The organism is Streptomyces sp. NBC_00102 (assembly GCF_026343115.1).
In the GTDB taxonomy this organism is placed as follows: domain Bacteria; phylum Actinomycetota; class Actinomycetes; order Streptomycetales; family Streptomycetaceae; genus Streptomyces.
The window spans coordinates 25,168-50,294 of record NZ_JAPEMC010000007.1 but is presented as its reverse complement, the minus strand read 5'-3'; the positions used below and the strand labels follow the sequence as shown (position 1 = coordinate 50,294).

22 protein-coding genes and 2 pseudogenes are annotated in these 25,127 nt (G+C 71.3%); 13 read left to right on the top strand and 11 right to left on the bottom strand.

The features are described from left to right. Nucleotides 1–54: 54 nt before the first annotated feature. From OHA55_RS35870 to OHA55_RS35855, 4 genes are all read left to right on the top strand, one after another. Nucleotides 55–1,728, top strand: coding sequence for a ricin-type beta-trefoil lectin domain protein (locus OHA55_RS35870; protein ID WP_266714615.1), 1,674 nt, complete (start codon nt 55–57; stop codon nt 1,726–1,728). Between the two features lie 127 nt (nt 1,729–1,855). Next, nucleotides 1,856–2,344: a hypothetical protein gene (locus OHA55_RS35865; protein WP_266714613.1), complete on the top strand. Its 489-nt coding sequence runs from the start codon at nt 1,856–1,858 to the stop codon at nt 2,342–2,344. A 468-nt stretch (nt 2,345–2,812) separates the two neighbouring features. Next, complete coding sequence (locus tag OHA55_RS35860; protein WP_266714611.1) at nt 2,813–3,346, top strand: hypothetical protein; 534 nt, start codon at nt 2,813–2,815, stop codon at nt 3,344–3,346. Between the two features lie 198 nt (nt 3,347–3,544). Next, nucleotides 3,545–4,288, top strand: a complete 744-nt coding sequence (locus OHA55_RS35855; RefSeq protein WP_266714659.1) for a VOC family protein — start codon at nt 3,545–3,547, stop codon at nt 4,286–4,288. Nucleotides 4,289–4,386: 98 nt separating this feature from the next. On the opposite strand, the gene OHA55_RS35850 is transcribed toward OHA55_RS35855, so the two are convergent. From OHA55_RS35850 to OHA55_RS35815, 8 genes are all read right to left on the bottom strand, one after another. Continuing rightward, on the bottom strand, nt 4,387–4,734 hold the full coding sequence (locus tag OHA55_RS35850; protein ID WP_266714609.1) for a VOC family protein: 348 nt from the start codon (nt 4,732–4,734) through the stop codon (nt 4,387–4,389). 274 nt (nt 4,735–5,008) lie between these two features. Then, entirely contained in the window at nt 5,009–5,890 is an 882-nt protein-coding gene (locus OHA55_RS35845; RefSeq protein ID WP_266714607.1) for an alpha/beta fold hydrolase, read from the bottom strand. 86 nt (nt 5,891–5,976) lie between these two features. Beyond that, the gene (locus tag OHA55_RS35840) at nt 5,977–6,180 is read right to left on the bottom strand and encodes a hypothetical protein (RefSeq protein WP_266714605.1); all 204 of its coding nucleotides are present in this window, start codon (nt 6,178–6,180) and stop codon (nt 5,977–5,979) included. Between the two features lie 16 nt (nt 6,181–6,196). Beyond that, on the bottom strand, nt 6,197–7,219 hold the full coding sequence (locus OHA55_RS35835; RefSeq protein ID WP_266714603.1) for an alpha/beta fold hydrolase: 1,023 nt from the start codon (nt 7,217–7,219) through the stop codon (nt 6,197–6,199). Nucleotides 7,220–7,284: 65 nt separating this feature from the next. Then, nucleotides 7,285–8,073 (bottom strand): SDR family NAD(P)-dependent oxidoreductase, encoded by a 789-nt coding sequence (locus OHA55_RS35830; protein ID WP_266714601.1) that lies wholly within the window; start codon nt 8,071–8,073, stop codon nt 7,285–7,287. Nucleotides 8,074–8,199: 126 nt separating this feature from the next. Further along, a complete protein-coding gene (locus OHA55_RS35825; RefSeq protein ID WP_266714599.1) occupies nt 8,200–9,003 on the bottom strand; it encodes an alpha/beta hydrolase in 804 nt (267 codons plus the stop codon). Between the two features lie 213 nt (nt 9,004–9,216). Then, nucleotides 9,217–10,314: an MBL fold metallo-hydrolase gene (locus tag OHA55_RS35820; protein WP_266714597.1), complete on the bottom strand. Its 1,098-nt coding sequence runs from the start codon at nt 10,312–10,314 to the stop codon at nt 9,217–9,219. 164 nt (nt 10,315–10,478) lie between these two features. Next, a complete protein-coding gene (locus OHA55_RS35815; protein WP_266714594.1) occupies nt 10,479–13,478 on the bottom strand; it encodes an AAA family ATPase in 3,000 nt (999 codons plus the stop codon). A gap of 150 nt (nt 13,479–13,628) precedes the next feature. On the opposite strand from OHA55_RS35815, the gene OHA55_RS35810 reads away from it, so the two are divergent. From OHA55_RS35810 to OHA55_RS35800, 3 genes and pseudogenes are all read left to right on the top strand, one after another. Further along, entirely contained in the window at nt 13,629–14,129 is a 501-nt protein-coding gene (locus OHA55_RS35810; RefSeq protein ID WP_266714592.1) for a GNAT family N-acetyltransferase, read from the top strand. Between the two features lie 139 nt (nt 14,130–14,268). Then, nucleotides 14,269–14,496 (top strand): annotated as a pseudogene (locus OHA55_RS35805) (transposase); the annotation flags it as partial. A 43-nt stretch (nt 14,497–14,539) separates the two neighbouring features. After that, on the top strand, nt 14,540–14,770 hold the full coding sequence (locus OHA55_RS35800) for a hypothetical protein (RefSeq protein ID WP_266714590.1): 231 nt from the start codon (nt 14,540–14,542) through the stop codon (nt 14,768–14,770). A gap of 377 nt (nt 14,771–15,147) precedes the next feature. On the opposite strand, the gene OHA55_RS35795 is transcribed toward OHA55_RS35800, so the two are convergent. Continuing rightward, a complete protein-coding gene (locus OHA55_RS35795) occupies nt 15,148–16,071 on the bottom strand; it encodes an NmrA family NAD(P)-binding protein (RefSeq protein ID WP_266714588.1) in 924 nt (307 codons plus the stop codon). A gap of 105 nt (nt 16,072–16,176) precedes the next feature. On the opposite strand from OHA55_RS35795, the gene OHA55_RS35790 reads away from it, so the two are divergent. Beyond that, the gene (locus OHA55_RS35790; protein ID WP_266714586.1) at nt 16,177–16,740 is read left to right on the top strand and encodes a TetR/AcrR family transcriptional regulator; all 564 of its coding nucleotides are present in this window, start codon (nt 16,177–16,179) and stop codon (nt 16,738–16,740) included. Between the two features lie 256 nt (nt 16,741–16,996). On the opposite strand, the gene OHA55_RS35785 is transcribed toward OHA55_RS35790, so the two are convergent. Beyond that, complete coding sequence (locus tag OHA55_RS35785) at nt 16,997–19,897, bottom strand: LuxR family transcriptional regulator (RefSeq protein WP_266714584.1); 2,901 nt, start codon at nt 19,895–19,897, stop codon at nt 16,997–16,999. A 629-nt stretch (nt 19,898–20,526) separates the two neighbouring features. Between OHA55_RS35785 and OHA55_RS35780 the strand changes: the two genes are divergently transcribed. The 4 genes from OHA55_RS35780 to OHA55_RS35765 all read left to right on the top strand — a co-directional run bounded on the left by OHA55_RS35780 (nt 20,527) and on the right by OHA55_RS35765 (nt 23,393). Beyond that, nucleotides 20,527–20,661: a hypothetical protein gene (locus tag OHA55_RS35780; protein WP_266714582.1), complete on the top strand. Its 135-nt coding sequence runs from the start codon at nt 20,527–20,529 to the stop codon at nt 20,659–20,661. Beyond that, a complete protein-coding gene (locus OHA55_RS35775; RefSeq protein ID WP_266714580.1) occupies nt 20,658–21,515 on the top strand; it encodes an aldo/keto reductase in 858 nt (285 codons plus the stop codon). The genes OHA55_RS35780 and OHA55_RS35775 overlap by 4 nt, the downstream gene beginning before the upstream one ends. 200 nt (nt 21,516–21,715) lie before the next feature. Beyond that, a complete protein-coding gene (locus OHA55_RS35770; RefSeq protein ID WP_266714578.1) occupies nt 21,716–22,165 on the top strand; it encodes a hypothetical protein in 450 nt (149 codons plus the stop codon). A 142-nt stretch (nt 22,166–22,307) separates the two neighbouring features. Further along, entirely contained in the window at nt 22,308–23,393 is a 1,086-nt protein-coding gene (locus tag OHA55_RS35765; protein ID WP_323180556.1) for an SGNH/GDSL hydrolase family protein, read from the top strand. Between the two features lie 247 nt (nt 23,394–23,640). Here OHA55_RS35765 and OHA55_RS35760 read toward each other — a convergent pair whose 3' ends face one another. After that, entirely contained in the window at nt 23,641–23,826 is a 186-nt protein-coding gene (locus OHA55_RS35760; RefSeq protein WP_266714576.1) for an HAD family hydrolase, read from the bottom strand. Nucleotides 23,827–23,858: 32 nt separating this feature from the next. Between OHA55_RS35760 and OHA55_RS35755 the strand changes: the two are divergent. Then, nucleotides 23,859–25,061, top strand: a pseudogene (locus OHA55_RS35755) (condensation domain-containing protein); the annotation flags it as partial. Nucleotides 25,062–25,127 lie beyond the last annotated feature (66 nt).

Here is a 25,127-nt window from a genome sequence, read left to right as displayed (position 1 = left end):
CGATTCCGTTTGTGCTTGTTGGGTTGTGCGCCAATCACCCCCCAGGAGCCGCACATGTTTGACGAACGGCACAGGTTCACACACCGTTTGGCGGCCGCGGCCGCCTCACTCACCCTCACTGCCGGCGGGCTGACCGGAGCGGCCGCAGTGACCTCGGGCCTCGTGCTCGGTGGACAGGTCGCCACCGTGGCCGCCGCGCCGGAGGCCGTCGCACTGGAGAACGGCCTGGCCCGTACCCCGCAGATGGGCTTCAACAACTGGAACACCACGGGCTGCGGTGCGCAGTTCGACGAGGCGATGGTCAAGGGCATCGCCGACATCTTCGTCGCCCAGGGACTCAAGGCCGCCGGTTACACCTACGTCAACCTCGACGACTGCTGGGCGCTGCCCTCGCGGGACGCCGCCGGAAATCTGGTCCCCGACCCGGTGCGCTTCCCGAACGGCATCAAGGCCGTCGCGGACTACGTGCACTCCAAGGGGCTCAAGTTCGGGCTCTATTCGAGCGCGGGTACCAAGACCTGTGCCAACACCGGCTTCCCCGGCGGCCTCGGGCACGAACAGCAGGACGCCGACCTGTGGGCCTACTGGGGCGTGGACTACCTGAAGTACGACAACTGCAACAACACCGGTGCCGACGCCGGGACCCGGTACAACACCATGGGCGACGCGCTCAAGGCCACCGGCCGCCCGATCCTCTACAGCATCTGCGAGTGGGGCTCCAACCAGCCCTGGAACTGGGCACCCCCGATCGGCAATTCCTGGCGCACCACGGGCGACATCAGTGACTCCTGGTCCTCGATGATCCAGATCGCCCACCAGAACCAGTCGCTGGCCCCGTACGCCAAGCCCGGCGCCTGGAACGACCCGGACATGCTGGAAGTCGGCAACGGCGGCATGACCGACACCGAGTACCGCACCCACTTCAGCCTCTGGGCCCAGATGGCCGCGCCCCTGCTCATCGGCAGCGACATCCGTACCGCGAGCCCGGCGACGCTCACCATCCTGAAGAACACCGACGTCATCGCCGTCGACCAGGACCCCCTGGGCAAACAGGGCACCGTCGTCTCCTCCTCCGGCGGACTCGTCGTGATGTCCAAGCCGTTGGCCAACGGCGACCGCGCGGTCACCCTCACCAACGAGAACGCCTCCACCGCGACCGTCAGCACCACGGCCGCCGCCGTCGGGCTGCCGTCTGCGTCCTCGTACAAGCTCGCCAACCTGTGGTCCAAGGCCGTCTCCTCGACCGGCGGCCCCATCAGCACCCCGGTGCCCGCGCACGGCACGGTGATGTACCGGGTCTCGCCCGGCACCGGCAGCAGCACCGGTACGACCCACCCCCTGGTCGGCGCATCCTCCCAACGCTGCCTCGACGTGGAAGGCGGCGGGACCACGCCCGGTACGAAGATCGAGATCTGGGACTGCAACGGTGCCGGCAACCAGGCCGTGACCCTCACCGCCGCGGGTGAACTGCGCCTCTACGGCGGCTCGCAGTGCGTCGATGCCAACGACAACCGGACCGCCCCGGGCACAGCGGTGCAGTTGTGGACCTGCAACGGCGGAGCCAACCAGCAGTGGACGCTCAACCCCGACGGAACCGTGACCGGCAAGCAGTCGGGACTCTGCCTCGACGTCACGGGCGGCGACAAACCCGCAGGCAACGTCAACGGGACCCCGCTGGAGCTGTGGACCTGCAACGCCGGCGCCAACCAGCAGTGGAGTCTGGCCTGATCGGTACGGATCCGAGCCGCTGAGGTACCCGGCACGCGCGCTGCCCGCGCGCGTGCCGGGGCCGGGGGCGGGCACACGCCACGTGTCCGGCATGATGGGCCTCCGACCGGGTGGGGGAGGCCGCGGAATGGGATACCAGTTGCAGGCGGTCATCGCGGGCGACGAAGTGGTGCGGACCGTGTCGCGGGAGGTTCCCGGATCCCGGGTGGCGCCTCTCGGCCAGGGCCTGTCGCTGATGCCGATGAGCGCCGAGGTCTTCGACGCCGTCACGGACGGCAGCGACCGGGAAGACCTGGGGTTCTGGCTACTGCCAGGAGGCTTCGACACACTGCTGGCCCGATGGTCCGCCGGTGGGCCCATCGCCTACGTGGAAGCCGAATACTTCGGGGGAGTCGGCGAGCAACGAGCCGCAGTCTGGGCCGACGGCTCGCTCGCGCTCGGGCCACTGGCCGAGCCGGTGAAGACGTTGTTCCCGCAAGCGGTCAGCCCCATCTCCCAGGCCCTGCGGAGACTCGGCGCACGAGCGACCCTGGGCGAGGACGAGTTCAAAGCCGTGGGGCTGGACCGCCACCGCACCAACGAGGACTGGATCTCCAGCGCACCGGCCGAAGGCTGAGGGGCGAAGGGTTTCCTCGCTCCCGGCGATCGAGGCTGCTGCCGGCCCTGCGGATGCGGGACAAGGGCTTCCGGACCGCCTCGTCGGCGCGTGCGGCCGCCCGTCGGTGCCACCAGGCCCGGCATCACCGAGGCTGCCCGACTGCGGTGAACCGCGGCAGCCGGGCAGGTGACTCCACGGCGCTTCTCCGCCGGTGGTCCACGCGTCTGCGGTAGACCACCGTGGCGACGCACCCTGCGGATCCACCATCACCGACGCGGCCGGGAAACGAATCCCGGCCGCGCCCGAACCCGGGCGGCCACCGTGATTTCCTGCCCCGACCTTCCCGCCGGCACGCCACACCGGTTCGCCACGGACAGTTACCTCCCGCTGCCCGGCCTGATCCCCCGCCACTCCCTGGAGCGGTTCCTGGCGGAACTCGCAGGGCTGGAAGCCGAAACCAGACGGCGGGATTTCACCATGGAATGCATGGGAGGTTCGCCCCGTCACATGACCACCATCGGCGGTCCCGCCCTGGCGACCGGCTCCCCGCTCATCTCCGAGCTCTACCGGCAGCCCAGTCTGATCGGCCTGCTCCGCACGGTCACCGGAGAACCTGTCGTACCCGTGCGCGAAGTCACCGAGCGGCACGTCGTGAACATCCTCCACCACCCGGGCGACACTCACGGCGAACACATCGACGACTATCCCTTCGCCCTCGTCCTCTTCCTCGAGGCACCGGCGGATCCCCGCGACGGCGGCCTGCTCGAGTACTCGCCCCGCACCACCGCCCTGCCGCTGCCCGACGCCGCGCCCCTGCACCGACGCCACCACCACGCAGGCGACGCCTACCTCCTGCGTTCCGACACCACCGCCCACCGCGTCAGCCCCCTGACCCGCCCCGGTGTCCGCCGCACCGTCCTGAACTTCGCCTACACCACCCCGGACCGGCAGGCCGCACGCACCCGCTCCGCCCAACTCCTTTACGACGACGAAAACGCCGGCAGCGAAGAAACGCGGTGACCAGGGTCCCGAGGGGAGCGGGCGGACTCCCGGTTGCCAGGAAATCGACCCGCACCGCCGCGCCGGACCGATTTCGTGCGATCTGCCCTGTATAGGTCAGATACGGGACTGATGGTCCTGCCCCACTTCACGACGGAGGTCTCCGTGCCCGAGAAGAACGACTCCTACAAGCCCGGTACGCCGTGCTGGATCGACCTGATGGTTCCCGACCAGCGCGCGGCCCTCGACTTCTACCGCGACCTGCTCGGGTGGGAGGGCGAGGTCGGTCCCCCCGAGCAGGGCGGATACGCGGTGTGCACCCTCAAGGGCAAGCCGGTCGCCGGAATCATGAAGGCCATGAACCAGGACGGCACCGTCCCCGATCCGATGCCGCCGACGGTGTGGACCACCTACCTCTCCACCGACGACGTCGAGGGCACCCTCACATCCGTCGGCGACGCCGGTGGCACGGTCATGATGGGCCCGATGGACGTCATGGACCTCGGCAGAATGGCCCTGATCGCCGACCCGACGGGCGGCGTCGTCGGCCTCTGGCAGGCAGGTACCTTCGCCGGTGCGGGCATCGTCAACGAGCACGGCGCACTCACCTGGAACGAACTGGCCACGTCCGACCTCCCGGCCGCCGCCGCGTTCTACTCCTCCGTCCTGCCGGTCACCACGGCCCGGTCCGAGATGCCGGGCGCGGAGGGGTACATCGAGTTCAAGGTCGACGGCCGTGCGGTGGGCGGCATGATGGATCTGTCCACGTTTCCCCCGGGCGTCTCCCCGCACTGGCAGCCCTACATCAGCGTGGACGACGTCGACGCGGTTCAGGCCGCGGCCGTTCGCGCGGGTGGCCGGGTCATCGCCCCGGCGTTCGACATGGTGGCCGGTCGTATGGCCGTACTCGCCGACCCGCAGGGCGGAACCTTCTCGGTGATCACCCCCTCGATGCCCGATTAGCCTGCCCAGCGGCCGGTGGCTGAGCCTGTGTGCCGCGGCGAGGGCAGGCCGAATCCTGAGGCCGTCGGCGCGGCCTTGTCCTTGCGCTGTCCGAGCGGTCAGACCACTGGGTTCTCCAGCAGGGTGACCCGGTTTCCGTCCGGGTCCACAAGGGCAGCGAACCGGGTGCGCTTACCGCCGGCCTGTACCGGCCCCGCGGCCAGACCGCGTTTCCCGAGCTGCGTCAGGGCCTCGTCCAGATCGGGAACCTCCAGATTGAGGAGCGCCGAGCCGGCACGCTCGGAGTCCTCGAAGACGGAGAGCCAGCCCCCCGTCGTGAGATGCCAGTCCGCCAGGGACGGCATCGGCCGGGTGTCCGCAGGACGCCCCAGCAACCGTTCGTACCAGGCCACCGCCGTCGCAACGTCCGCCACGGGGGCGACCATCAATACGCGGGCAATGTCCATGGATGAGCCACCTTCTTTCCCGCCACAGTTCCGTGTCTCTCTTCCAGACTGCCCGAGGCGACGGAACTCATCGCACGTGAAGGCCGTCCCACGTCTCCCGCCAGAGCCCGGGGCATGACGCTCAGCCGGACCGGACCGGACCGGACCGGACCGGACCGGACCAGGAGACGGGGGCTCATCGCCCCGTCACCGATCGTGACGGGGCGATGAGCCTCCCTGTCGGCCACCCGTCGGGCCCTTGGACCCTGAGGCCGGCCTCGTCCGGGTCCGACGGTCAGTCGGTCGCCCCGGCGGCCTGGACGATCAGGTTCTCGACCCGGCCGGGGTGGGAGAGCATGACCAGGTGGGACGCGCCGTCGACCACGACGGTGCGAGCGCCGGCCCGCTGCGCCATGAACCTTTCGGTCGCTGCCGGGATCGCCCGGTCGGCCCCCGCGACCAGGTACCAGGAAGGGATCGTCTTCCAGGCAGGTGCCCTGCTCGGGGCCTGGAGGGCGGCCAAATCCACCGGGCGCTGCTGCGCGGCCAGCAGTGCCGCGTCGGACCCTCGCAGGTCGGCCGCCATGACGGCGCGGAACTTCGCCGGGTCGACGTAACCGTCCGCACCGCCACCGCCGGCGACCGCGTAGGGCCGGACGACGAGCGCCTCGCCGAGCTCGCTTCCGGGGTTGAGACCGGACAGCGCGAGACCGCTCTCGCCCTGATCGGGAGCGAAGGCCGCGATGTACACCAGGGCCTTGACGTTGGCGTGCCCCACCGCGGCGTTGGTGATCACCGCACCGCCGTACGAGTGGCCGACCAGGACCACCGGCCCGGGGACGGAGTCGAGGAGGCTGCCGACATAGGCCGCGTCGGAGTCGAGGCCCCGCAGCGGGTTGGCCGCGGCGATGACCGGATAGCCGTCGTGCCGGAGCCGGGCGACGACCCCGCTCCAGCCGGAGGAGTCGGCGAAGGCGCCGTGGACCAGGACGACGGTGGGCTTGGGGACGTGCCCGGCCTGCGCGGCGACCGCCGGCGGAGCCGGTGCCGAGGAGGCCGGGGAGACGGCCGTCACGCTCAGGACGGCGACGGTCAGGGCCGCCGGGACGACCACGCGCCGGTGGAACCAGCGGTTCTTGTGCGACGGGACTGACGGGACTGACGGGATTCCGGGCATGGGGGAGTCCTTCTCCTGGTGGGGCCGCGGGCAGGTCCGCGGCAGAGCGCGGTGTACACGAACGCACCTCCGCAGCGGGGCGGCGGTCAGGCGGTCGGCGGCGGGCCCGCGACGCTCACGCGGAAGGACTCCGCGGAGGCGAGGATGTTCCCGATGTCGAAGGCGGGAGCCACGTCGTCCAGACGGGTGGCGGGGGTGCCGTTCGCGCTGAACCACTCCTCGACCCGTGACGGCGTGAACGCCACGGCGAGACGCGCGGTCTCCGAGCGGACCAGGTAGCTGTGCGGCACCCCGCGCGGGCCGCGATCATGACGTGCCCCCGAGGAAGGAGAGCAGAATCGCGGTCATCTCCGCGGGGTGCTCCTCGTAGATCCAGTGGCCGGAGTCGGGGAGGACGACACCGGTGACCTTCTTCGCGTACTTGCGGACCTGGTCGGGCACGCCCTCGGCGAGGCTGCCCGAGGCGCCGACGGCCAGGACCGGCATGGTCAGCTTTGTCCGCCGGTTGACAGCGTTGTCCTCGATGTCCTGGGGGAAGGTCCGGAACCACTCGAAGCTCGCCGACAGATGGGCCGGGTCCTTCAGGGCCTCGGCGAACACGGCTACGTCGTCGTCGGTGACGGAGCCCTTGCGGAGTTCCAGACTGTCGACGAATCCGCCCACCCAGTCCTCTTCGCGCCCGGCGACGACCTTTTCGGGAAGGCCGTTGGTGAGGGAGAAGAAGCCGAAGTTCCAGACGGCCGGGCCGGTGGCGGACAGGGACGGGAACTCGTAGATGCTCGCGTCCGGGATCGGGGCCTCGCTGAGGACGAGCTTCTTCACGTCGCGGGGGTGCGCGGCGGCGTAGGCGTAGGCGACCATCGAGCCGATGTCGTGGCCGACCAGCCGGATGTCGTCGGCGTGCCCGATTCCGAGGAGCAGTGTGTGGAGCGCCGCGGCCATCGACTTCTTGTCGTAGCCGTCGGCGGGCGCGTCGCTCTTGCCGGCGCCGGGCAGGCTGGGCGCGACGACGGTGTAGTGCCGGGAGAGCTCAGGCAGGAGGGCGCGCCACTCGTACCAGGTCTCCGGGTAGCCGTGGAGCAGGACGAGGGTCGGACCGTGGCCGCCGATCACGTAGTCGAGGCCGGCGGCCTTGTGCTCGGTGAACCCGGCCGGTACCGGAGGGGAGGCGGCGGACCGCGTCGCGGCCGTCCCGGTCCCGTTTCCGGCGGACGGGGTCGCGGCGGAGACGGTGGCGGAAGAGAGGGTGGTGGCGCTGAGGCCGAACGCCGCGGCGATCGCGAGCGGTGCCAGGACGCGTGGCCGGAAGAAGGCGTGACGGTGCTTCACAGGTGCTCCAGTCAGGGGGGAAGGCGTGGTTGTGGCGAGGGGGGTGTGCGCGGCCGGGGCTGCGGTCACAGAGTGCTGACGAGACCGCCGTCGATGACGAAGTCGGACCCGGTGATGTTCGCGGCGCGGTCGCCGGCCAGGAACACGACGAGGTCGGCGACCTCGTCGGGGCGGGTGAACCTGCCGGTGACGGCGTCGGCGGCGGCCTGCTCGGCCACGGCGTCGGCGGAGCCGCCGGTGGCGGCGGCGACCGTCGCGGCGACCCCGTCGCGCGCCAGCCACAGACCGGTGGTGACGGGGCCGGGGCTCACGGTGTTGACGCGGACGCCCCGCGGACCCACCTCTTTGGACAAGGACTTGCAGAAGTTCGACAGCGCGGCTTTCGACGCGCTGTAGTCGATCACGAGCGGGTCGGGCAGGAACGCGTTGACGGAGCCGACCGTCACGATGCTCCCCGCACCGCGCTCCAGCAGGTGGGGGAGCGCGGCCCGGGTGGTGCGCACGGGGGCCAGCAGGTTGACGGACAGCATCGCGTCCCAGTCGTCGTCGGTCACCGCGAGGAAGCCGTCGGTACGGGGCCGGACGGCACCCACGTTGTTCACCAGAATGTCCAGGCCGCCGTAGGCGAAGACCGCGGCGGAGATCAGCTCGGCCGGTCCTTCGGGCTCGGTCAGGTCCACCGCGACCGTGAGGACGTCGCCTTCGGCGGCCAGTGCGCGCAACTCGGGGGTGATCTCCCGCGAACCGGTCACGACCCGGACACCCTCACGTACGAGTGCCCCGGCCACGGCGAGTCCGATGCCGCGGCTCGCGCCGGTGACGACCGCCGTCCTGTTGGTCAGGTGCAGATCCATGCCAGGGCCTTTCGACGGTGCGGGTGGTGTCGGTGGAGCGTGGTTCGCAGGGCGACGCGCCGTTCCACCGATATGTGTTCAACGGAATCTCTGTGCAACGGAGTTGTGGTTCACCGGAAGGGCCGTTCAGAGGGAGTGCCGCCGCAGCCACTCCAGTGCGGTGTCGGCGACCTCGCGCCAGCCGCCGTCGATCGTCAGCGAGTGCCCGCGGTCGGGGAAGTCGGTGATGTCGGTGACCGCGTCGGAGTGCCGGTACTGCTTGAGGGTGGCCCGGACGACGGCCTCCGGCACCGTGTGGTCCTTGCCGCCGGTCATCAGCAGCAGCGGTCCGCGCGAGGCGTTGGCAGTGTCGACCTTGGCCGGCGAGTGCGGGTTGAAGTTGGCGGCGGCGGCCTCGAACAGGGGCTTGCCCGGGGCGGGGATCGCCCATCGCTCGAACAACTCCACCGACTCCTCCTCGGACACGGCGTTGCCGAACGCGAAGCGGAACTGGTCAGCCGTGAGGGAGACCGCGCGGTGCTTGTTGCCGGGGTTCTTGAACACCGGCAGTGTCGCGCGCAGCGCGGACAGCGGCAGCGGGAGCACTCCCTTGATCTGAGCGGCATCGATCGCGACGGCGGCGGCCGCCAGGTTCTGTCCGAGGAGCTTCTGCGCGATCATGCCGCCGAACGAGTGCCCGATCACGATGGGCGGGGCCGGCAGCTCCCGGATGATCGCCGCGTAGTGGTTCACCACCTCGTCGATGCCGTGGTCGGCGATGCTCTCGGGGTTGGCGCGGGCCTCCTCGACGCTACCGGGGTCGCCGGGCCAGCCCGGTGCGACCGGGGCGTAGCCCTCACGCCGGAACAGGTCGACCCAGGGGGCCCACGAGGTGGCGTGCAGCCACAGGCCGTGGATGAAGACGACGGGGACGGGGGCCGGTGATGTCATGACGACCTCTCGGTTCGGTGGGTGCGGCGGCGTGATCGATGCGGCGGTGCGGCGGTGCGGCGGTGCGGCTGTACGGCTGTACGGCTTGCGGAAACGCGGAGACGCGGAGACGCGGCCAGGCGTCCGGTGCCGGGCCAGCACACCACGGGGGCGGAGACGTTCGTACCGGGGAACGACCCCAGTGCATCCGCCGCCCGTCCCCCGGGAGTTCGGCTACGGATGTGTGCTGAAGGGCCCCAGGAGGCCGGCGTCGATCCGCAGAGATTCGAGCATGGTGGCGGCGTTGTCCAGGGTGAAGACGTCGGCCGCGGCGAGGACGCCGGTGTACTTGGCGATCACCGGACCGGCTGCCTGCTGAGCGACGGCGTCCAGGTAGGTCTTGAAGATCGCCCAGGAGTTTCCGGACGGACCGTACTTCTGGAAGTACGGCGTCGGGTCCAGGGACATCGCGGCCTTCACGCTGTCGGTGAGGTCGGCGACGTACTGCTTCTGCACGTCACCGTCGGCGCGCACCCCGAGCCGGCCGAGGTGCCCGCCGACCAGGGTCGTCCAGGGGTAACTCATGGCCGTGTCCTGGGCCTTCACCCATGCGGGGATGTCCTGCGAGACGGCCAGGTTCTTGAACGGCACCCAGCCGGGATACAGAACGTCCACCACCATCAGCGTCGCGTGGTCGGGTGCCCAGACGAAGATGTTGTCCGGGGAGTGGTTGGGACCGTGGTGGGCGAGTTCCAGACGTTCCCCGCCGACGCGCAGGTCGAAGCGGTCGTCGAAGGTCACGTTCGGGAGAGGCCGGCTGGGGTCGGCATCCAGCCGGAGCAGCCGGAGCGTCTCGCTGTGCGCGATGCGCACGGCGTTCTTGCCGAAGAGGTGGGCGGAGCCGATGTGGTCGGCGTGGGAGTGGGTGTAGACGAGGTGCGTGACCTTCGACGGCCGGCCGTTGGCGCGGGTGACATCGGCGACGGCGCGCAGCAGGTTGTTCCCGATCGTCGGCGGCGCGTCGACGAGCACCACTCCTTCGCGGGTGCTCAGGAACATCGCCTGGTAGTAACCGTCGGTCACCCAGTACAGGTTGCCCTTGATGCGGCCCACGAAGTAGCCCTGCTCGTTGACCTCGGGACCGGTTGCGGCCGTGGGGACCGGGGCGAAGTCGGGGAGATCCGTCGAAGTGGTGACGGTGGCGGCGTGTGCCGTGCCCGGCAGTGCCTCGCCGACGAGGACGGCCGCGGTGGGGACCGCCAGCGCGGCCGTCGCGGCCCTGAGGAACGTGCGACGGTTCGCGTTCGTGGCGGGGCGGGATTCCGGTGTCATGGGTCAGGGCCTTCCAGAGGGCCGGCGGAGTCGTCGGCGGCGGATGCGGCGACCGCAGGACATCACCCGCGCTTCCTGGTTCGTATCCGGGAGAACCCCCAGTCCCGGTGCGCGCCCGTCCCCCGGGCGGACTGGGGTGCCGACCGCCGTGTCGGACGGCAGGCTCAGTTCTCGCTGTCCAGAAGGGATGTGAGCTGCCGCCGGGAGGTGATGTCGAGTTTCCGGAAGATCTTGTTGAGGTGGTACTCGACGGTCGACTGCGTGATGAAGAGCCGGGTCGCGATCTCGTTGTTGGTGGTTCCGTGAGCGGCGAGGGTGGCGATGCGCCGTTCCTGCGGAGTGAGGTCGTGCTCGGTGAGGTCGTGCGGGGAGCGGCCGGAGCGTTTGCGGGGGTGCGCGCCCGTGGCGAGGAGCTCGGTCCGGGCCCGCTCGGCGAAGGCGGCCGCCCCCATGTCGGTGAACATCCGGTATGCGTGGCCCAGTTGGGTCCGTGCCTCGGTGCGGCGTCGGCGCCTGCGGAGCCATTCACCGTAGAGGAGGTGGGTGCGGGCCAGGTCGGTGCGCACCTGGGTGCGGCCGAGGAGGACCAGGGAGCGCCCGAAGTGGGATGCGGCCCGGTCGTCGTCGGCCGAGACGAGGGCCCGGCAACGTTCCAGGAGTCCCAGGGCCCAGGGCGTTCCGGCCGGCAGCGCGCGCCCCTCGAGGCGGGTGAGAGCCTGTCGGGCCGTGAGCGGGTCGCCGCAGCGGGTGGAGGCTTCGACGAGATCGGGCAGGGCGCGGGGGGCTCCTCCGGGGTTGTCTGCGTCGAAGGTGACGCGCGCGTGGGCGGCGGCCCGGACGTAGTTCCCCAGGCTGAGTTCGAGGACGGTCAGGCTGTTCCTCGCCCAGTCGGCCAGACCGCCGTTCGCGTGCCGGCTGGCCAGGTCGCGCACGAGGAGGTCCGCGGCCGTCCGGGTGGCCGATTCCTGGCCGCTCCAGGCCAGGAGCTCCACCCGGAAGGCCAGGCCGGGGGAGGGCTGGCCGATGACGGCGGCGAGGTCCTGGGCCTCGTCCAGGCACGCGGTGGCGGAGGCGAACCGGCCGGCCCGGATCTCCCAGGTCGACCGGACCACCAGGGTGGAGCGCAGTGCTCCCAGCGTGCCGATGGAGCGCTCGTGCGCCTCCACGAGCCGGGCGGCCTCCGCGCCACCGGTCTCGTCCCAGACCTCCTCGGCGGCGTAGAGGGCCAGGGTCGCCGCGCGCAGGCCGTGCCCGACCACGTCGGTATCCCGTTCCAGGGCGGCGAGCGCGGCCTGGAGGAGAGGCAGAGCGGCCCGGTAGCCGCCGCGCATCCGCAGGGCGAAGCCTTCGAGGAGGAGGTCGGCGCTGCTGGGGAGGGCGGACGGCCCGGGTATCGGCGCCGACAGGGCCGCCGGGGCCGGGACCACGACCGTGTCAGACCCGACGGGCGCGGGGCCGGCGGGTACGGAACCGGCGGGCACGGAACCGACGGGTACGGAACCGGCGGGCAGGGAACCGGCGGGTACGGAACCGACCTGCGTGGGTCCGGCCGGGACGGTCAGTGCCGGCGGGCTCGCGGCCAGGGGGCTCAGGGCGGGCGAAGTCAGGATCGTCACGCCGAGTTCCTCCCGGGCCGTCGCGTCGTGTTCACCGCAGAGCACGGCCAGCAGCCCTTCCACCAGGATGGACCGGGCCAGAGCGCGGTCCGTGTCCGCGACCACACCGGCGGCGGCCAGCAGCGGCGATCCCAGGCCCGCGAGCCGCCCGAAATAGATGTCGGTGGTGGCCCGGGTGTGCAGAGCGCGGGCCCGCAGGACGGAGTCGCCGCCGGCCAGCAGCGGCTGAGCCTGCGCGAGGAGGGACTGGGCGGTGGCAGGATCACCCAGCACGAGATGGGCTCGGGCGGCCTCGACGAGCCGTACCGCCCGGTCGGCCCGGGAGAGCTGTGCCGCCCGGGCCAGAAGGGCGGCCCGTTCGGCGTAGCCGCCGCGCCGGCGTGCCAGTTCCGCCGCCGCGACCAGTTCGTCGGCCACCTCGTCGTCGAGCCCGACGGTCGCCTCGGCACGGTGCCAGGCCCGCCGCTCGGGGTCGCGCAGCGGATCGCTGACAGCGGCGAGCGCGGCGTGGACGCGCCTGCGCTCACCGGCCGGGGCGCTGCGGTAGACGGCCGAGCGGATCAGCGGGTGCCGGAACTCCAGCAGCCCCCCGCCGGTGAGCACGCCCGCGGACACGGCCGCGTCCGCGGCCTGTGCGAAGACGCCCAGTTCCGCCGCAGCCCGCCACAGCAGCAGCGCGTCCTCGGGCGGCGCGGCCGAAAGCAGTACCAGGAAGGTCCGGGTCTCCGCGGGCAAGCCCTGCACCAGACGCCCGAAGTGGTTCTCCAACCGGGCTCCCACAGGCAGTGGTTCGAGCAGCGGGGCCGTCCCGGCCAGGTGAGCGGGGCTCAGCGCCTGCGCGCTCTCCATCAGCGCCAGGGGGTTGCCGCCGGAGTCGGCCACGATGCGCGCGGCCACCGCCGCGTCCACCCGCCCCCGCACACTGTGTCCGAGCAGCTCGTGCGCCTGGGCTCCGGCAAGCCCGCCGACCGCCAGAGTCTCCAGCCCGTCGAACGCGCCCTGTCCGCCCGGTTCCCCGCGGCCCGCGACCACCAGGCCCAGAGCCTCCGCGCCCAGCCGCCGGGCCACGAACGCCAGCGCGTCGCAGGACTCGCGGTCCAGCCACTGCACGTCGTCGACCAGGCACAGCAGAGGCTGTGCCGAGGCGGCGTCGGCGAGCAGCGTCAGGGCCGCCATGCCCACCAGGTAGCGATCGGCCCGAGGCGCGGCCAGCAGTCCGAACGCGGCAGCCAGCGCCTCGTGCTGAGGGGCCGGCAGTGACTCCAGACCGTTCAGGAAGGGCCGCAGGAGGCGGTGGAGGCCCGCGAATCCGAGCAGCGCCTCGGACTCCGCCCCCGCGATACGTACGACCCGCAGGTCGTCCGAGGTCTCGGCGAGACGGTCCAGCAGCGTGGTCTTGCCGATACCGGCCTCGCCGACTACGACGAGCGCCGCGCTCATGCCGTCACGCACGCCCGCGACCAGGTCGGACAGTACCCGCAGTTCCTCGTGCCGGCCGGTGAGCGGAACCTGGCGGGTGCGGGCCGCGGCCCGGGAGCGTCCAGTCATGCCCCCAGAAGACCACCCCGGGGCCCCGGGGACCCTGGGGGTGGACCCTAGTACTCCAGTCGTAGATCGTCATGTGTCCTGGTCTGGGGATTGTCTGCCGCTGGCGGAAACTCAAAGGATCTGAGCCCACCAACCGGTTAGGGTCGGGCGGTGCCCAATCTGAAGCGGCTGCATGCTGGCCATGCCCCGGCAGTCCTGGCCTTCGAGCTGGCGAACCGCGCCTACTTCGCTGCCTCGGTCCCCGACCGCGGCGACGACTTCTTCGACAAGTTCACGGACCGGTACAGCGCCCTGCTGGCCGAGCAGGAGGCCGGCATTTGCGCCTTCTACCTACTCGTTGCCGACGACGGCTCGGTTCTGGGCCGGTTCAACCTGTACGACCTCGAGAACGGCACTGCTGAGCTCGGTTACCGGGTCGCGCAGCACATCGCCGGCCGTGGCATGGCGACCGCGACCGTCCGGGAGCTGTGCCGGCTGGCGGTGGCGAGGCATGGGCTGCGCGCCCTGCGGGCGGGCACCTCCCGCGAGAATGTCGCGTCCCAGAGGGTGCTGATCAAGGCTGGGTTTGTCCTGGTCAGCCCGGCGGACCCGGCCGACCTCGGTGGTAGCTCAGGTCCCTGGTATCAGCGTGACTTGGTACCGAAGCGGTAGACCGTGATCTTGCTGGTGGTCTGGCTGCGGGAAGGCTGCGGCCACCGCTGATCATCGGTGTGTGAGGGCAAACGATCGTGCGGTGGCCGCAGGTCACAGCGTGGACCCTGCCCGCTGGCAGGAGGCGTTCGAGGGCCTGATGGCCCGGATCGCAGGCCGGTTCACACGGGTCGAACCCCGGCGCCGGGTGAAGGACTTGGTGCTGGGGCTGCTGTCGGGCCTGCCGCGCAAGAATTGCTGGTCGATCGCCGAGTGGGCCGGGGAGGCAAGTCCGGACGGCATGCAGCACCTGCTCGCGCGGGCGAAGTGGGATGCCGACCGTGTGCGTGACGACGTGCGTGAGTATGTGCTGGAGCATCTGGGCGACGAGGAGACGCTTCACCTCATGGTCCCGCTGGGTCACCCTGGCCATGCTCGCTCACGCCTCCCTCGCCGTCGTCCGCGCCGATGAACACGCCTGCCATCCCGCCCCGGACGAGCTGATCCCGCTCACCTGCAACGAGATCCAGCGACTGCTCACAGCATTCGTCCGGCCGATGCGCGACGCGGTCCACCGGCTCCGCTGGTCCGCCTGGCGACGCTGTCACCAGGCCCGAGCCCAGGCCAGCCACTACCACCGACAAGCCGCGAATCAGACTTGAAGATCACGATCTACAGCTGGAGTACTAGGGTGTGCCGTCAAACTGTTCTCTGCCGGGCGACGCCTGGCACGCACACTCGCCGCGTTGTCGGGGTCACCCCCGATACATCCAGTGTCGGGGGTGGATCTCCGCCTTGCGATCGCACGCACCGGACGCCGCCCGGCCCGGCCTCCGGCCGAACGACGGCACTGTGACGGCACGCCCTCGGCCCGGGCCGAAAGGCGATCCGACGACGCGTCAACCAGCCCAAGACCGCGGGCGATCCGAGGGACGAGGCCGCGGTCGCGGAGCCGGCTCCGGTCGAGCACGCGGCGTGAGGCCTGTCCCGAAGCCGCCGAGCAGGCGCACGGCTACTCGTCGACGTCACATCTCGCTGCTCAGGCGGTGTTCCGCAGGTGTTGGTGTGCCCACTCTTCGAAGCTGGTCACGTCGATGCCCAGCGCACGGGCGAACTGTGGCCGGGCGGGGTGGCCGACGGCCTCCATGAACGCGTGCGTGGCGCCCATGTCTCCCATTCCGGCGGCGCGGGCCTGTTCTTCGGTCATGTCCGGGGCTGTCAGCGGGACGCCCGTGGCGCGGGAGAGGATCTCGGCGATTTCGGTCATGGTCAGGTAATCGCTGGCGAGTTCCAGTTCCATGCGGTGGAACGCGGCAGGGGCGGAGATGGCGGCCGCGGCGGCGCGGCCCACGTCTTCGGCCGCCACGAGTGCCAGGTGCGTGCCCGGTTTGACGACGGTGACCAGACCTCCTTCGACGCCGCGGGGGAAGTAGAACCGCATGGACGGCTCGAAGTTCTCCATGAAGAACGACGGCTTGAGCAACGTCCAGTGGGGAAAGTCGAGTTCGCGCAGCCGGTCCTGGATCGTTGCTTTCGTGCCGAGCGGGGCTTCCATCACCGTCCACCGTCCTTCGGCCCAGCCCGGGGCCTCGACGTGCTGTCCCACGCCGCTGGTGGTGGACTGGACGAACTGCTGCACACCGGCGGTCCGCGCCGTCGTCATGAGGTTGTCCGCCTGGCTGACTTCGCCGGCGAAGTCGAACCCCTGCTCGGTGTACGCGGGCATCTGGACGGAGAACACGGCCCGCACGCCGTCCACGGCCGCCTCAAGGGTCGCGGGTTCGGTGAGATCGCCGACGAGGAGGTCGGCGCCGAGTTCTTCGACGGCCCGTGCGCGCGGCGTGTTCGGGTCGCGTACCAGGGCGCGTACCGGTGTTCCCTGGGCCAGTAGGGCGCGGGTGGTGGCTCCGCCCTGGCGGCCCGTGGCACCGGTGACGAGAACCGGTGGTGCGGCAGTGGTCATGTGTACATCTCCTCGGGAGTCACGCACACCAGAAACGGCGGGGCCCGCCGTTTCGTGTCCGCTACGATACGGCGGGGCCCGCCGTTTATCAATGTTGGGGAGACCATGACCGGCCAGCGCTCGGATGCCCGCCGCAACTACACGCACATCCTCGCCGTGGCCGAGGCCGAGGTGGCGGCCCAGGGGGCCCAGGCGTCTCTGGAGCGGATCGCCCGCATCGCAGGGGTCGGATCGGCCACCGTGCGGCGTCATTTCCCCACCCGTAAGGCCCTCCTCGAAGCCGTTTTCAAACAGCGCGTCCATGACCTGAGCGATCGCGCTCACGCGCTCCGCGGCCAGGACGACAGCCGCGGAGCGCTGGTGGAATGGCTGCGCGAACTGCTCGCCTACTCGCTCGCCGCCCGCGGTCTGGCGGACGTCCTCTCCTACGAGCCCCTCCGGGACGAGGCCGGCCAGGACTCCTGTGCGCCGGTCATCGGTGCGGCCGGCGACCTGCTGCTGCGCAAGGCCATCGACGACCGGACCGTCCGGGCGGACGTCACCATCGATGATCTGCTCACACTGATCGTCGGAATCGCCCTGGCCACCGAGCATTACACCGACCCGGCGACCCGGGCGGATCGCGCCTTCCGGCTCGCCGTCGCCGGCATCGGTGCCCACGGCACCTGACCACTCATGCGCGACCGTCACGGCCCTGGCCCAGCATGTCGATCGGCCCGAGAAGGCGCGAAGCCGGCACCCTGGCCAGGTCCGGCGGGGACCGGCTCGCACCACCGATCACCGATGCCACCGGCATCCCGCGCGCTGCTGCCTCGCCGGGCGGCAACCGCGACGATGTCACCCGGCTGCTCCCACTGCTCCCCCTGCGTGCGGGCGGGTACGGGGCAGGTGCGGCCGGACGCGCCGCCGACCGGACGCGCCGCCGTCAGGTCCGCGGGGTCCGGAGCGCCTGTGCGAGGTGGCGGCGTGAGGTGATGCCGAGCTTGGCGTAGATGTTCGACAAGTGGTATTCGACGGTCTTCTGCGTGACGTAGAGCTCCGTCGCGGCCTCCTGGTTCGTCTTTCCGCCGGCGATGAGATGGGCGACCGACACCTCCCGCTCGGTCAGTGCGAGTACCTGCTGCCGGGCGTGGGCGGGAGCGGTGAGTCCCATGGCGGCGAGGTCCGTCTCACAGCGACGCAGGAACGGTTCTGCCCGCAGGGCGTCGAAGCGGTCGTGGGCCGACTTGAACCACCGCGCGGCGTCCCGCCGGGAGCCTGTCCTGGTCGCCACCAGGAGCCTGCCGTACGCGTGTTCCAGCATCGCGCGGAACAGGGGGGCGTCCTCGCCGGCGTCCTCTGCCCCACCGGTCCCGGCGACGTCGGGAGCGCCGGTGCCGTCCGTCTTCCCGCCCAGGGCCTGGGCGTAGATCGCCAGCGCCTCACGCGGCCGCCCCTGGGCTTCGGCGAGTCGGCCGCTGAGCCGGGCCCCCACGACCCGCAGATATCCACTGCCGTCGTAGCCGCGCCAGAAGTCGTCGAGGGCCGACGCGGCGGCCACCAGCCGTCCCGTCCCGGTGAGCGCTTCGACCAGCAGGGACTGCTGCCACAACCACAGCGGCTTGAACCGCAGGAGTACCCGGTCTTCCCCGTCTCCGGCCTCGTCCCCGGCCTCGTCTCCTCCGGTCACAGGCTCGACCAGGGGGGCCAACGACCGCAGCATGGCGGCATGGTCGCCCCGGGCCTGAGCCAGTACCGCCCCCGCCAGTCCGGCGTACACAAGCTCCGCCGGCGGATCTCCCAGCATCCGGTTGATCCGCTCCAGGGCCTCGACGGACTCCTCGGCAGCCTCCCAGTGCCCGCGCCCCGCCTGTACGCACACGGCCGCGAACCACGTGGCCGCGTCGCCGAGAACGTGGTCGTGGGCGGCGGCGATCGCGAGCGCCCGGTCCGCCGCGCTCTCACTCGCGCTCCAGTCACCCCCGAGGTACTCCACCACCGCCAGCAACGACGACGACAGATGGCTGAGCTTGGACGCCGCGCCCAGCCGGTCGCGGTGTGCCACCGTGAGCAGATCGGCCCGCGCCGCGGCCAGCCGGCCCAGGAACAGATGCATGACACCGCGGGTGGCCAGCGTCGCGAGCTGGTCGTTCGACGCCTCGGCGGCCTCGACCGGAAGGTGCGCCACGTCCAGCAGCGCCGCACCGGGCCCCTGGTCCCACATCCGGCCCGTGGCCAGTACCGCGCGGATGAAATCGGACGTCCCCGCGTCGAGGTCACCGATCGCCAGCGTCTTGCCCGCGATGTCCGCCGTCCGCGCGCCCCGGCACTGCCGGATCGTGATGACGGTCAGAAACGTACCGGCCAGGAGCGCCACCCAGCTCGCGTCCGGATCGGCGAGCGCCTCCTGCCAAGCCTCGGTCAACCGGGCCTCGGCCACGACCAGCCGGCCCTCCAGGAGGTCCATGACCCCCAGCACACAACTGCGCAGCGTTCCCTCCGCGCACTCCTCCACCTCCGCCCTCAACCGCACGGCTGCCCAAGGCTGCAAGGTCAGCAGCCACTGGGCACAGGCCGTGAGCAGACGCCGCTCCCGTTCCAGGGGATCGTCGGACAGCGACGAAGCCCACAACAACCGGGTGGCTGCCAGGGCGTTGCGGCCGGCGAGGGCCTCGGTGTTCGCCGAACGCTCCAGATCGGCCGCCAGAACAGGGTCGTCGGAGTCGGCCGCGGCCACACGGTGAGCCCAGGCCGCCCCCGAACCCACCACCTCGGCCGCCGCGGTGTGCAGCGCACGCCGTCGCCCGGGACCGATCCCCGCGTAGACGGCGTCCCGCTGCAACCCGTGGACCAAGGCCACCGGACCCACGGAGTCCGTCGGCCACCACTTCACCAGACCCGCAGCCAGCGCCGGTTCGAGCGCCCCCACGGCGTCGGCCACCCCGGCCACCCGCGCCACACCCACCAGGGGGAACCGGCCGTCCAGCACCGCCAGCGCCTCCACCAGGGCCACCGAATCGGCGGGAAGGCGCCCCAGCGCGGCCCCGATCCCCGCCCGCAGCGACTGGTGTACCGGCCACCGCCGTGCCGACTCGTCGCCCAGCACCTGAAGCGGTACCTCTGCCAGGACGGTGCGTACGTAGAGGGGATGGCCCTTCGTGTAGCCGTGCAGCCGCGTCACCAGCTCCGGTGTCACACGCACCGCCAGCAGCCGCCGGGCCAGCTGGTCGACTTCCTCCTGTCCGAGCCCGCCGACCTCGACCCGCACCGCCCGGTCGACGGACCGCACCAGCCGTGCCAGTGCCTCCATGCTCTGCTCGCTGTCCGTACGGGTCGCCATCAGCACGAGTACCCGGTCGGCCCAGAGCCGGCGCACCACGAATCCCAGCACCTGCGAGGAGAGCGGATCGGCCCAGTGCGCGTCGTCGACGACGACCGCGACCCCGCCCCCGGACTCCTGCAACGCACCCAGCAGCAGCAACAACTGCCCGCCCAGAGCGTGTGGCGAGACCCCCGCCGCGCCCGGTCGTGCCAGCAGCGGGAAGCGAGCCGTCAGATCCCGGTCCACCCGCCTCACCAGCTGGCTCAGCACACCACCGGGCAGATCGGTCTCCGAGGGATCGCCCACGGCCCACAGCACCGTGAAGTCCTCCAGCGAGGAGACCGCCCGGCGTATCAGGGCGCTCTTGCCGATCCCCGCCTCACCCTCGACGACCGCCAGCCACGCCTCGCCGCCGCGCACCTTGTCCGCACACGCCGCAAGCCGCTCGGACTCGGACCGCCGCCCGACGAAGACCTCACGTTCATCGTTCCCGCTCGCGTCGGACCCGCTGCCGGCCACGCTCATGTCTTGGTCTCCCCGGAGAGGTCGGATCGGTGCGTGCGCCGCGGGTGCGAACAAGATGATCTTATCGTCGACGCGGCTGTCGGGGCCGGGAGTTACGGATCGGCGGCTTCCACTCTCGCGCCGATCGCCGGTGACGGGGCTGACGCCCCTCTCCGCGCGGTACGCCGGACCCACCGGCCCCGCGTCGCGGTGATCGCGGGCCCGGCCCTGATCGCGGCGGGCCCGACCGCCGTGGCGCCTGGTGCCGGCGCCACGGCACCCGTGTGTGCGGTGCGAGAGCGCCACCCCTGATCCCCGCGGTGAGCGGGGATACCGTCGCCGGCCGTCCGGCGCGCTCCCCGGCCTCGTCGAAAAGGACCCTGTCGGTGCAATGCACCGCACCCGGGGCGAACTCGCCGAAGGCGTTCTTCCCGTCGGTCCGGCCGGAGCCCCTGATCCCGGCCGCGCCCCTCTCCCGCCTGCGCCGACGTCCGTCGAGCGACCCCGGAACGTGCGCTACCCATGACGGTGCCGGACACGCCGAGCGAGGGAGCCCCGGTGAAGGACGTACTGACAGGGCATCCCTCCGACCGCCTGCGCGCCGTAGCGTGGAACGCGTGGACGCCGGGAACGGAGCACAGGAGTTCCTCGTGTCCCGCAGAACACACCCCGTGGTTCTCCACGTCGCCCTCTCCACACCGGGCGAGGGCGTCGGCAACGAATGGCTCGAGCCCGTCACCGACGAGGTGTACGGCAGCCTGTCGAAGAACGGAGCGAACGCATGACCGTCCTGGACGAGACCTACGCCCTGTCCCACGGCGTCAAGATTCCCAAGCTGGGGCTCGGCACCTGGTTCATCGACGACGACAAGGCGGCCGAGGCGGTCCGCGCGGCCGTGGAGATCGGCTACCGCAACATCGACACCGCCCAGGCATACGGCAACGAACGCGGCGTCGGCGAGGGCGTTCGCACCGCCGGGGTGACCCGCGACGAACTGTTCGTCTCGACCAAACTCGCCGCGGAGATCAAGGACTACGACCGGGCGGTCCGAGCGATCGACGGCTCCCTCGAAAAGCTGGGACTGGACCGCATCGACCTGATGCTGATCCACAGTCCTCAGCCGTGGGACGACTTCCGCGGCGGCGACTACGCCGAAGGCAACCGCGAGGCATGGCGCGCCCTGGAGGAAGCCCATCGGGCCGGCAAGATCCGGTCCATCGGCGTCTCCAACTTCCAGCGGCACGACCTCGAGAACATCCTGTCGAGCGCGACCGTCGTCCCCCACGTCAACCAGTTGCTCGTGCACGCAGGCAACACTCCGTCCGAACTCCTGGCCTACTGCGCGAGCAAGCAGATCCTCGTCGAGGCGTACTCGCCCATCGCCCACGGCGCGATCCTGCAGAACGCCGAGGTCCGGTCGATGGCAGAGCGGTACGGCGTGTCCGTCCCCCAGCTGTGCATCCGCTACACCCTGCAGCTGGGCACCGTGTCGCTCCCCAAGACGGCGAACCCCGACCACATGCGCTCCAACGCCGAGGTGGACTTCGAGATCTCCGGCGACGACATGGACGTCCTGCGCGACCTGCGCGACGTGGACTACGGCGAGCACAGCGCCTTCCCCGTCTACAGCGGCAAGTGACCCCCGACGGGAGCACCCCGTGACGGCCCGACCCCATGGGCCCCAGCCCGGGACGCTCCTGCAGGATGTCGCCGGCCCTGTCGTCGGCCGTCGCGCGGCGTGCCCTGCGAGGGTGTCCCGTCGTTCGGCACAGAACGACGTGGACACCCTCGTTCTCGTCTCCGCAGGCACGCCGAGAACCACACCACCAGGAGGAACCAGTGTCCTGCCCGAACCCGCTCACCCCCGAGGAGACGCTCGCCGACGCGAAGAGGAGGCTGAGCCTCCCGCGCATCGTCGTGATCTGCGGCTCCACCCGCTTCATGGCCGAGATGACCGAGGCCGATCTGCGGGAGACCGAGGCCGGAAGGATCGTCGTCAAACCGGGCTGCGACATGAAGTCGCCGCACGAGCTCTGGTCCGATCCCGTCGAGGCCGAGGCGTTGAAGGTCCGCCTCGACGATCTGCACCGGGCGAAGATCCGGCTCGCCGACGAGGTGCTCGTGGTCGGCGACTACATCGGAGACAGCACCCGAGCCGAGATCGCCTACGCCCGGTCGCTGGGCAAGCCCGTGCGATTCACGCACCCCGAGGTCGATCCCGACGTCCGACCGCCCCTGCCCACGCAGGCAACACCGGGGAAGACAGGTGACGTTGCCGGGTGCGAATGAACCGATGGCTCATCAAGTCCCCTGCGCCGGGCGCCTGTCGCTCCCCTTTGCCTCCCTCGAATCCGGTTGACATCCAAGGATGGAATACCGGACTTTCGGTCGTGACCCACTGATGCGCCAGGGCCGGAGAGTTGGCACGGAGATGACTTTCAGCGACAAGGGAACGAAGCCGGCGGTGACGACCCTGTTGGCGGATCCGTCCAGCCGGCAAGGGCAACTGGCCCGCGTGAAAAGCGTGGTGGAACAGGTGCACATCGCGGGACGGGTCAAGGACCTGGGGGCGAAGGTCCAGTTCAGCTGGCCCGGGGTGTACTTCGAGGGCCGCTTCCGGGGTACCGGACTCGGGGTGGTCCTCGACTGCGCGGCCGCCGACTTCGACGTCCAGGTCGACGGGGTCACCGTCGCCACCCTGGTCACCCCCGGAGACACCACGTACTGGATCAACGGCCTGCGGGACGGCGAACACACGGTCCGGGTCGTCAAACGCAACGACACCCCGGGAGACACCAGCACCTTCGGAGGCTTCGTCGCCGCGCCCGGGGGCGCCGTACTGAGCAAGCCGGCGCCCCGGGACCGCCAGATCGAGTTCATCGGGGACTCCCTCACGGTGGGCTACGGCAATGTCTCGGGCACCCGCGACTGCGATCCCGAGCGGCTCAAGCGGAACACCAACACCGACGTGAGCCACGGAGCCCTCACCGCACGGAAGTTGGACGCCGATTACCAGATCAACGGTTTCTCCGGCTTCGGCATGGTCCGCAACGTCGCAGGCATCTGCCCGGACATCACGTACCGGACCTTCTACGACCGCGCCCTGTTGAACGTGGACGGCGACGTCTGGCAGAACCCGGGGACGTGGCGCCCCCGGATCGTGGTGGTCAACCTCGGCGCCAACGACTTCTCCGACCTCACCCCCGGCGAACCGTGGACGCCCGACAGCCTCGCGGCCGCCTTCCGCACCGCCTACGGCGAGTTCCTCCAGAACCTGCGGACGCGCTACGGAACCGGCACCCACCTCGTGGCCGTCGGCTTCGACAGGAACGCCGAACACGTGCGGCAGGTGGTCGAGGCGCGCAACGACGCCGGAGACAGCGGGGTCCACTACTGGTTCCTCGATCAGTCGGGCCTCGACTTCCTCGGATGCGACCGGCACACCTCGGCGCAGGACGACCGGATGATCGCCGACCGGCTCGCCCCGTTCCTCGGCAGGCTGCCGACGGGATGGTGAGGCGCCGTCGCATCGCCCGGGCGGGCAGCCGAGCGGTCCTACGGCGGTGAGCGGCTTCCTCCGCTCGTCCCGCACGGTTCGGCCGTGCAGCGAACTGCACCGCGCCTGATCGCGTCCCCGGAAGGGGCGTTGCGCCGGACCCGCGGGTGAGCTCGATCAGGGCGCCGGAAACGTCAGGCGCGGGACGGCTTCGTGGCCTGCTCGCCCGCCGCCCGCAGCCCCTGCGGCGTCTTCCGCGCGCCCCTCGCTACGAGGTGAGCAGGGGGTGGAGGGCGTGCAGGGACGGAGCGACGAAGTCCGCCTCCGCAGCCCGGAGTTCGGCGGCGCTGTGGGCGCCGGTGGTGACGCCGACGGCCGGTACGCCGGCGGCGTCACCACCGGCCACATCGAGCGGGTGGTCGCCGACGTAGACGGCGACGGCGCGGGCGCGCATCGCGTCCGCCTTGCCGGACCGCGCAGGCCGTCGTCGTCGAACGCCACGACCCGCTGCGGATGCGGCTGGTGCGCACACCGGACGGCATCCGGCAGAGCTTTCCCCCCGCCACGGCCGGGCACGCCTGGTTCGGCCGCTCCACGGTGACGCCGGACGAACTGGCCACCGCCGTAGCCGAGCGTGCCGGGCAGCGGCTCGACCTGTTCGGCACCGGGCCGCTCCGCGCCGACCTGCTGGCGGCCGCGCCGGACGACCACGTACTGGTCCTGACGGTCCATCACATGGCGGGGGACGCCTGGTCGGCCGGCGTCCTGTGGCGCGACCTGTGGACGGCGTACGCGGCAAACGCCCCGGACCCCGCGCCGCTGCGCACCGGCTACCCCCGGCTTGCCGACGCCCAAGCCGCGCACGGTACGGTGCCGATCCCGGCGCAACTGGCGCACTGGCGGAAGGTCGTCCGCGAGCCGCCCGGCCTGTGGCCTGCCCCCGGCTCCGCGCCCCCGCTCGCTCAGAGCGAGGACGGCTCGGGCGGTGCCCGGCTCGTCGCCGCCCGCCCCGGCCCCGACTTCCCGCGCCGCCTCGGCGCGTTCGCGCGCGCCGCCCGCGTCACCGCGGCCAGCGCCACCACCGCGCTGTGCCTGCTCGCCGTCGGCAGGGCGCTGGAGCAGCCCTCGCTGCTGGCCAGCTACCAGTACCACGGGCGCGACCGTGAGGAGGAGTGGGACCTGGTCGGCATGTTCTGCCGCCGCTTCCCCGTCCGCGCCGCCCTCGACGAGGGCACCGAACTGGGCGAGTTCGCCCGCCGGGTCCAGCGCGGGCTGGCCGAGGGTACGGCCCGCTCGGCCGCCCCCTTCACCCTGCCCGGTCTGCGCCGCCTCCTGGAGGACGAGCGGCCGGCGGACGTGCCCGCCGCGGCATGGCACCCGGGCCTGTCCCCGGTCACCGTCAACATCGTCCCCGGCCGGATTCGTGGCTCCCCGGCCGGCCGGACACCGGCGCCCGGGCTCACCGTCGAGCCCTACGCCGCAGCCGAACCGGGCCCCGAACCCGTCGCCCGCTACGCCGGGCAGCTCTGGGTGATCGCCACCACCGACCCCGAGCCAGTCTTCTACGCCGACTACGACCGCACGGCCGTCCCCGACACCGCAGCTCAAGAGATAGCCCGCCAACTCGCCCTGCTCACCTCGCTGTCCGGCGCGGGCGCGGCGAGCCGGCGGCTGGGCGACCTCCGTTGAACCGGCGTCGGCCCTGCCGCTGTCGCCGGTACCATCGGTGACGCCAATGACGGAATCCAGTTCGCT

Excerpts from the sequence above, each read along its gene's own strand:
- OHA55_RS35860 (WP_266714611.1), top strand. The coding sequence starts at position 2,813 with ATGGGAGGTTCGCCCCGTCACATGACCACCATCGGCGGTCCCGCCCTG.
- OHA55_RS35800 (WP_266714590.1), top strand. The coding sequence starts at position 14,540 with ATGCTCGCTCACGCCTCCCTCGCCGTCGTCCGCGCCGATGAACACGCC.
- OHA55_RS35775 (WP_266714580.1), top strand. The coding sequence starts at position 20,658 with ATGACCGTCCTGGACGAGACCTACGCCCTGTCCCACGGCGTCAAGATT.
- OHA55_RS35825 (WP_266714599.1), bottom strand. The coding sequence starts at position 9,003 with ATGACATCACCGGCCCCCGTCCCCGTCGTCTTCATCCACGGCCTGTGG.
- OHA55_RS35830 (WP_266714601.1), bottom strand. The coding sequence starts at position 8,073 with ATGGATCTGCACCTGACCAACAGGACGGCGGTCGTCACCGGCGCGAGC.
- OHA55_RS35865 (WP_266714613.1), top strand. The coding sequence starts at position 1,856 with ATGGGATACCAGTTGCAGGCGGTCATCGCGGGCGACGAAGTGGTGCGG.
- OHA55_RS35785 (WP_266714584.1), bottom strand. The coding sequence starts at position 19,897 with ATGAGCGTGGCCGGCAGCGGGTCCGACGCGAGCGGGAACGATGAACGT.
- OHA55_RS35765 (WP_323180556.1), top strand. The coding sequence starts at position 22,308 with ATGACTTTCAGCGACAAGGGAACGAAGCCGGCGGTGACGACCCTGTTG.
- OHA55_RS35815 (WP_266714594.1), bottom strand. The coding sequence starts at position 13,478 with ATGACTGGACGCTCCCGGGCCGCGGCCCGCACCCGCCAGGTTCCGCTC.
- OHA55_RS35790 (WP_266714586.1), top strand. The coding sequence starts at position 16,177 with ATGACCGGCCAGCGCTCGGATGCCCGCCGCAACTACACGCACATCCTC.
- OHA55_RS35760 (WP_266714576.1), bottom strand. The coding sequence starts at position 23,826 with ATGCGCGCCCGCGCCGTCGCCGTCTACGTCGGCGACCACCCGCTCGAT.
- OHA55_RS35870 (WP_266714615.1), top strand. The coding sequence starts at position 55 with ATGTTTGACGAACGGCACAGGTTCACACACCGTTTGGCGGCCGCGGCC.
- OHA55_RS35855 (WP_266714659.1), top strand. The coding sequence starts at position 3,545 with ATGGTTCCCGACCAGCGCGCGGCCCTCGACTTCTACCGCGACCTGCTC.
- OHA55_RS35845 (WP_266714607.1), bottom strand. The coding sequence starts at position 5,890 with ATGCCCGGAATCCCGTCAGTCCCGTCAGTCCCGTCGCACAAGAACCGC.
- OHA55_RS35795 (WP_266714588.1), bottom strand. The coding sequence starts at position 16,071 with ATGACCACTGCCGCACCACCGGTTCTCGTCACCGGTGCCACGGGCCGC.
- OHA55_RS35820 (WP_266714597.1), bottom strand. The coding sequence starts at position 10,314 with ATGACACCGGAATCCCGCCCCGCCACGAACGCGAACCGTCGCACGTTC.
- OHA55_RS35850 (WP_266714609.1), bottom strand. The coding sequence starts at position 4,734 with ATGGACATTGCCCGCGTATTGATGGTCGCCCCCGTGGCGGACGTTGCG.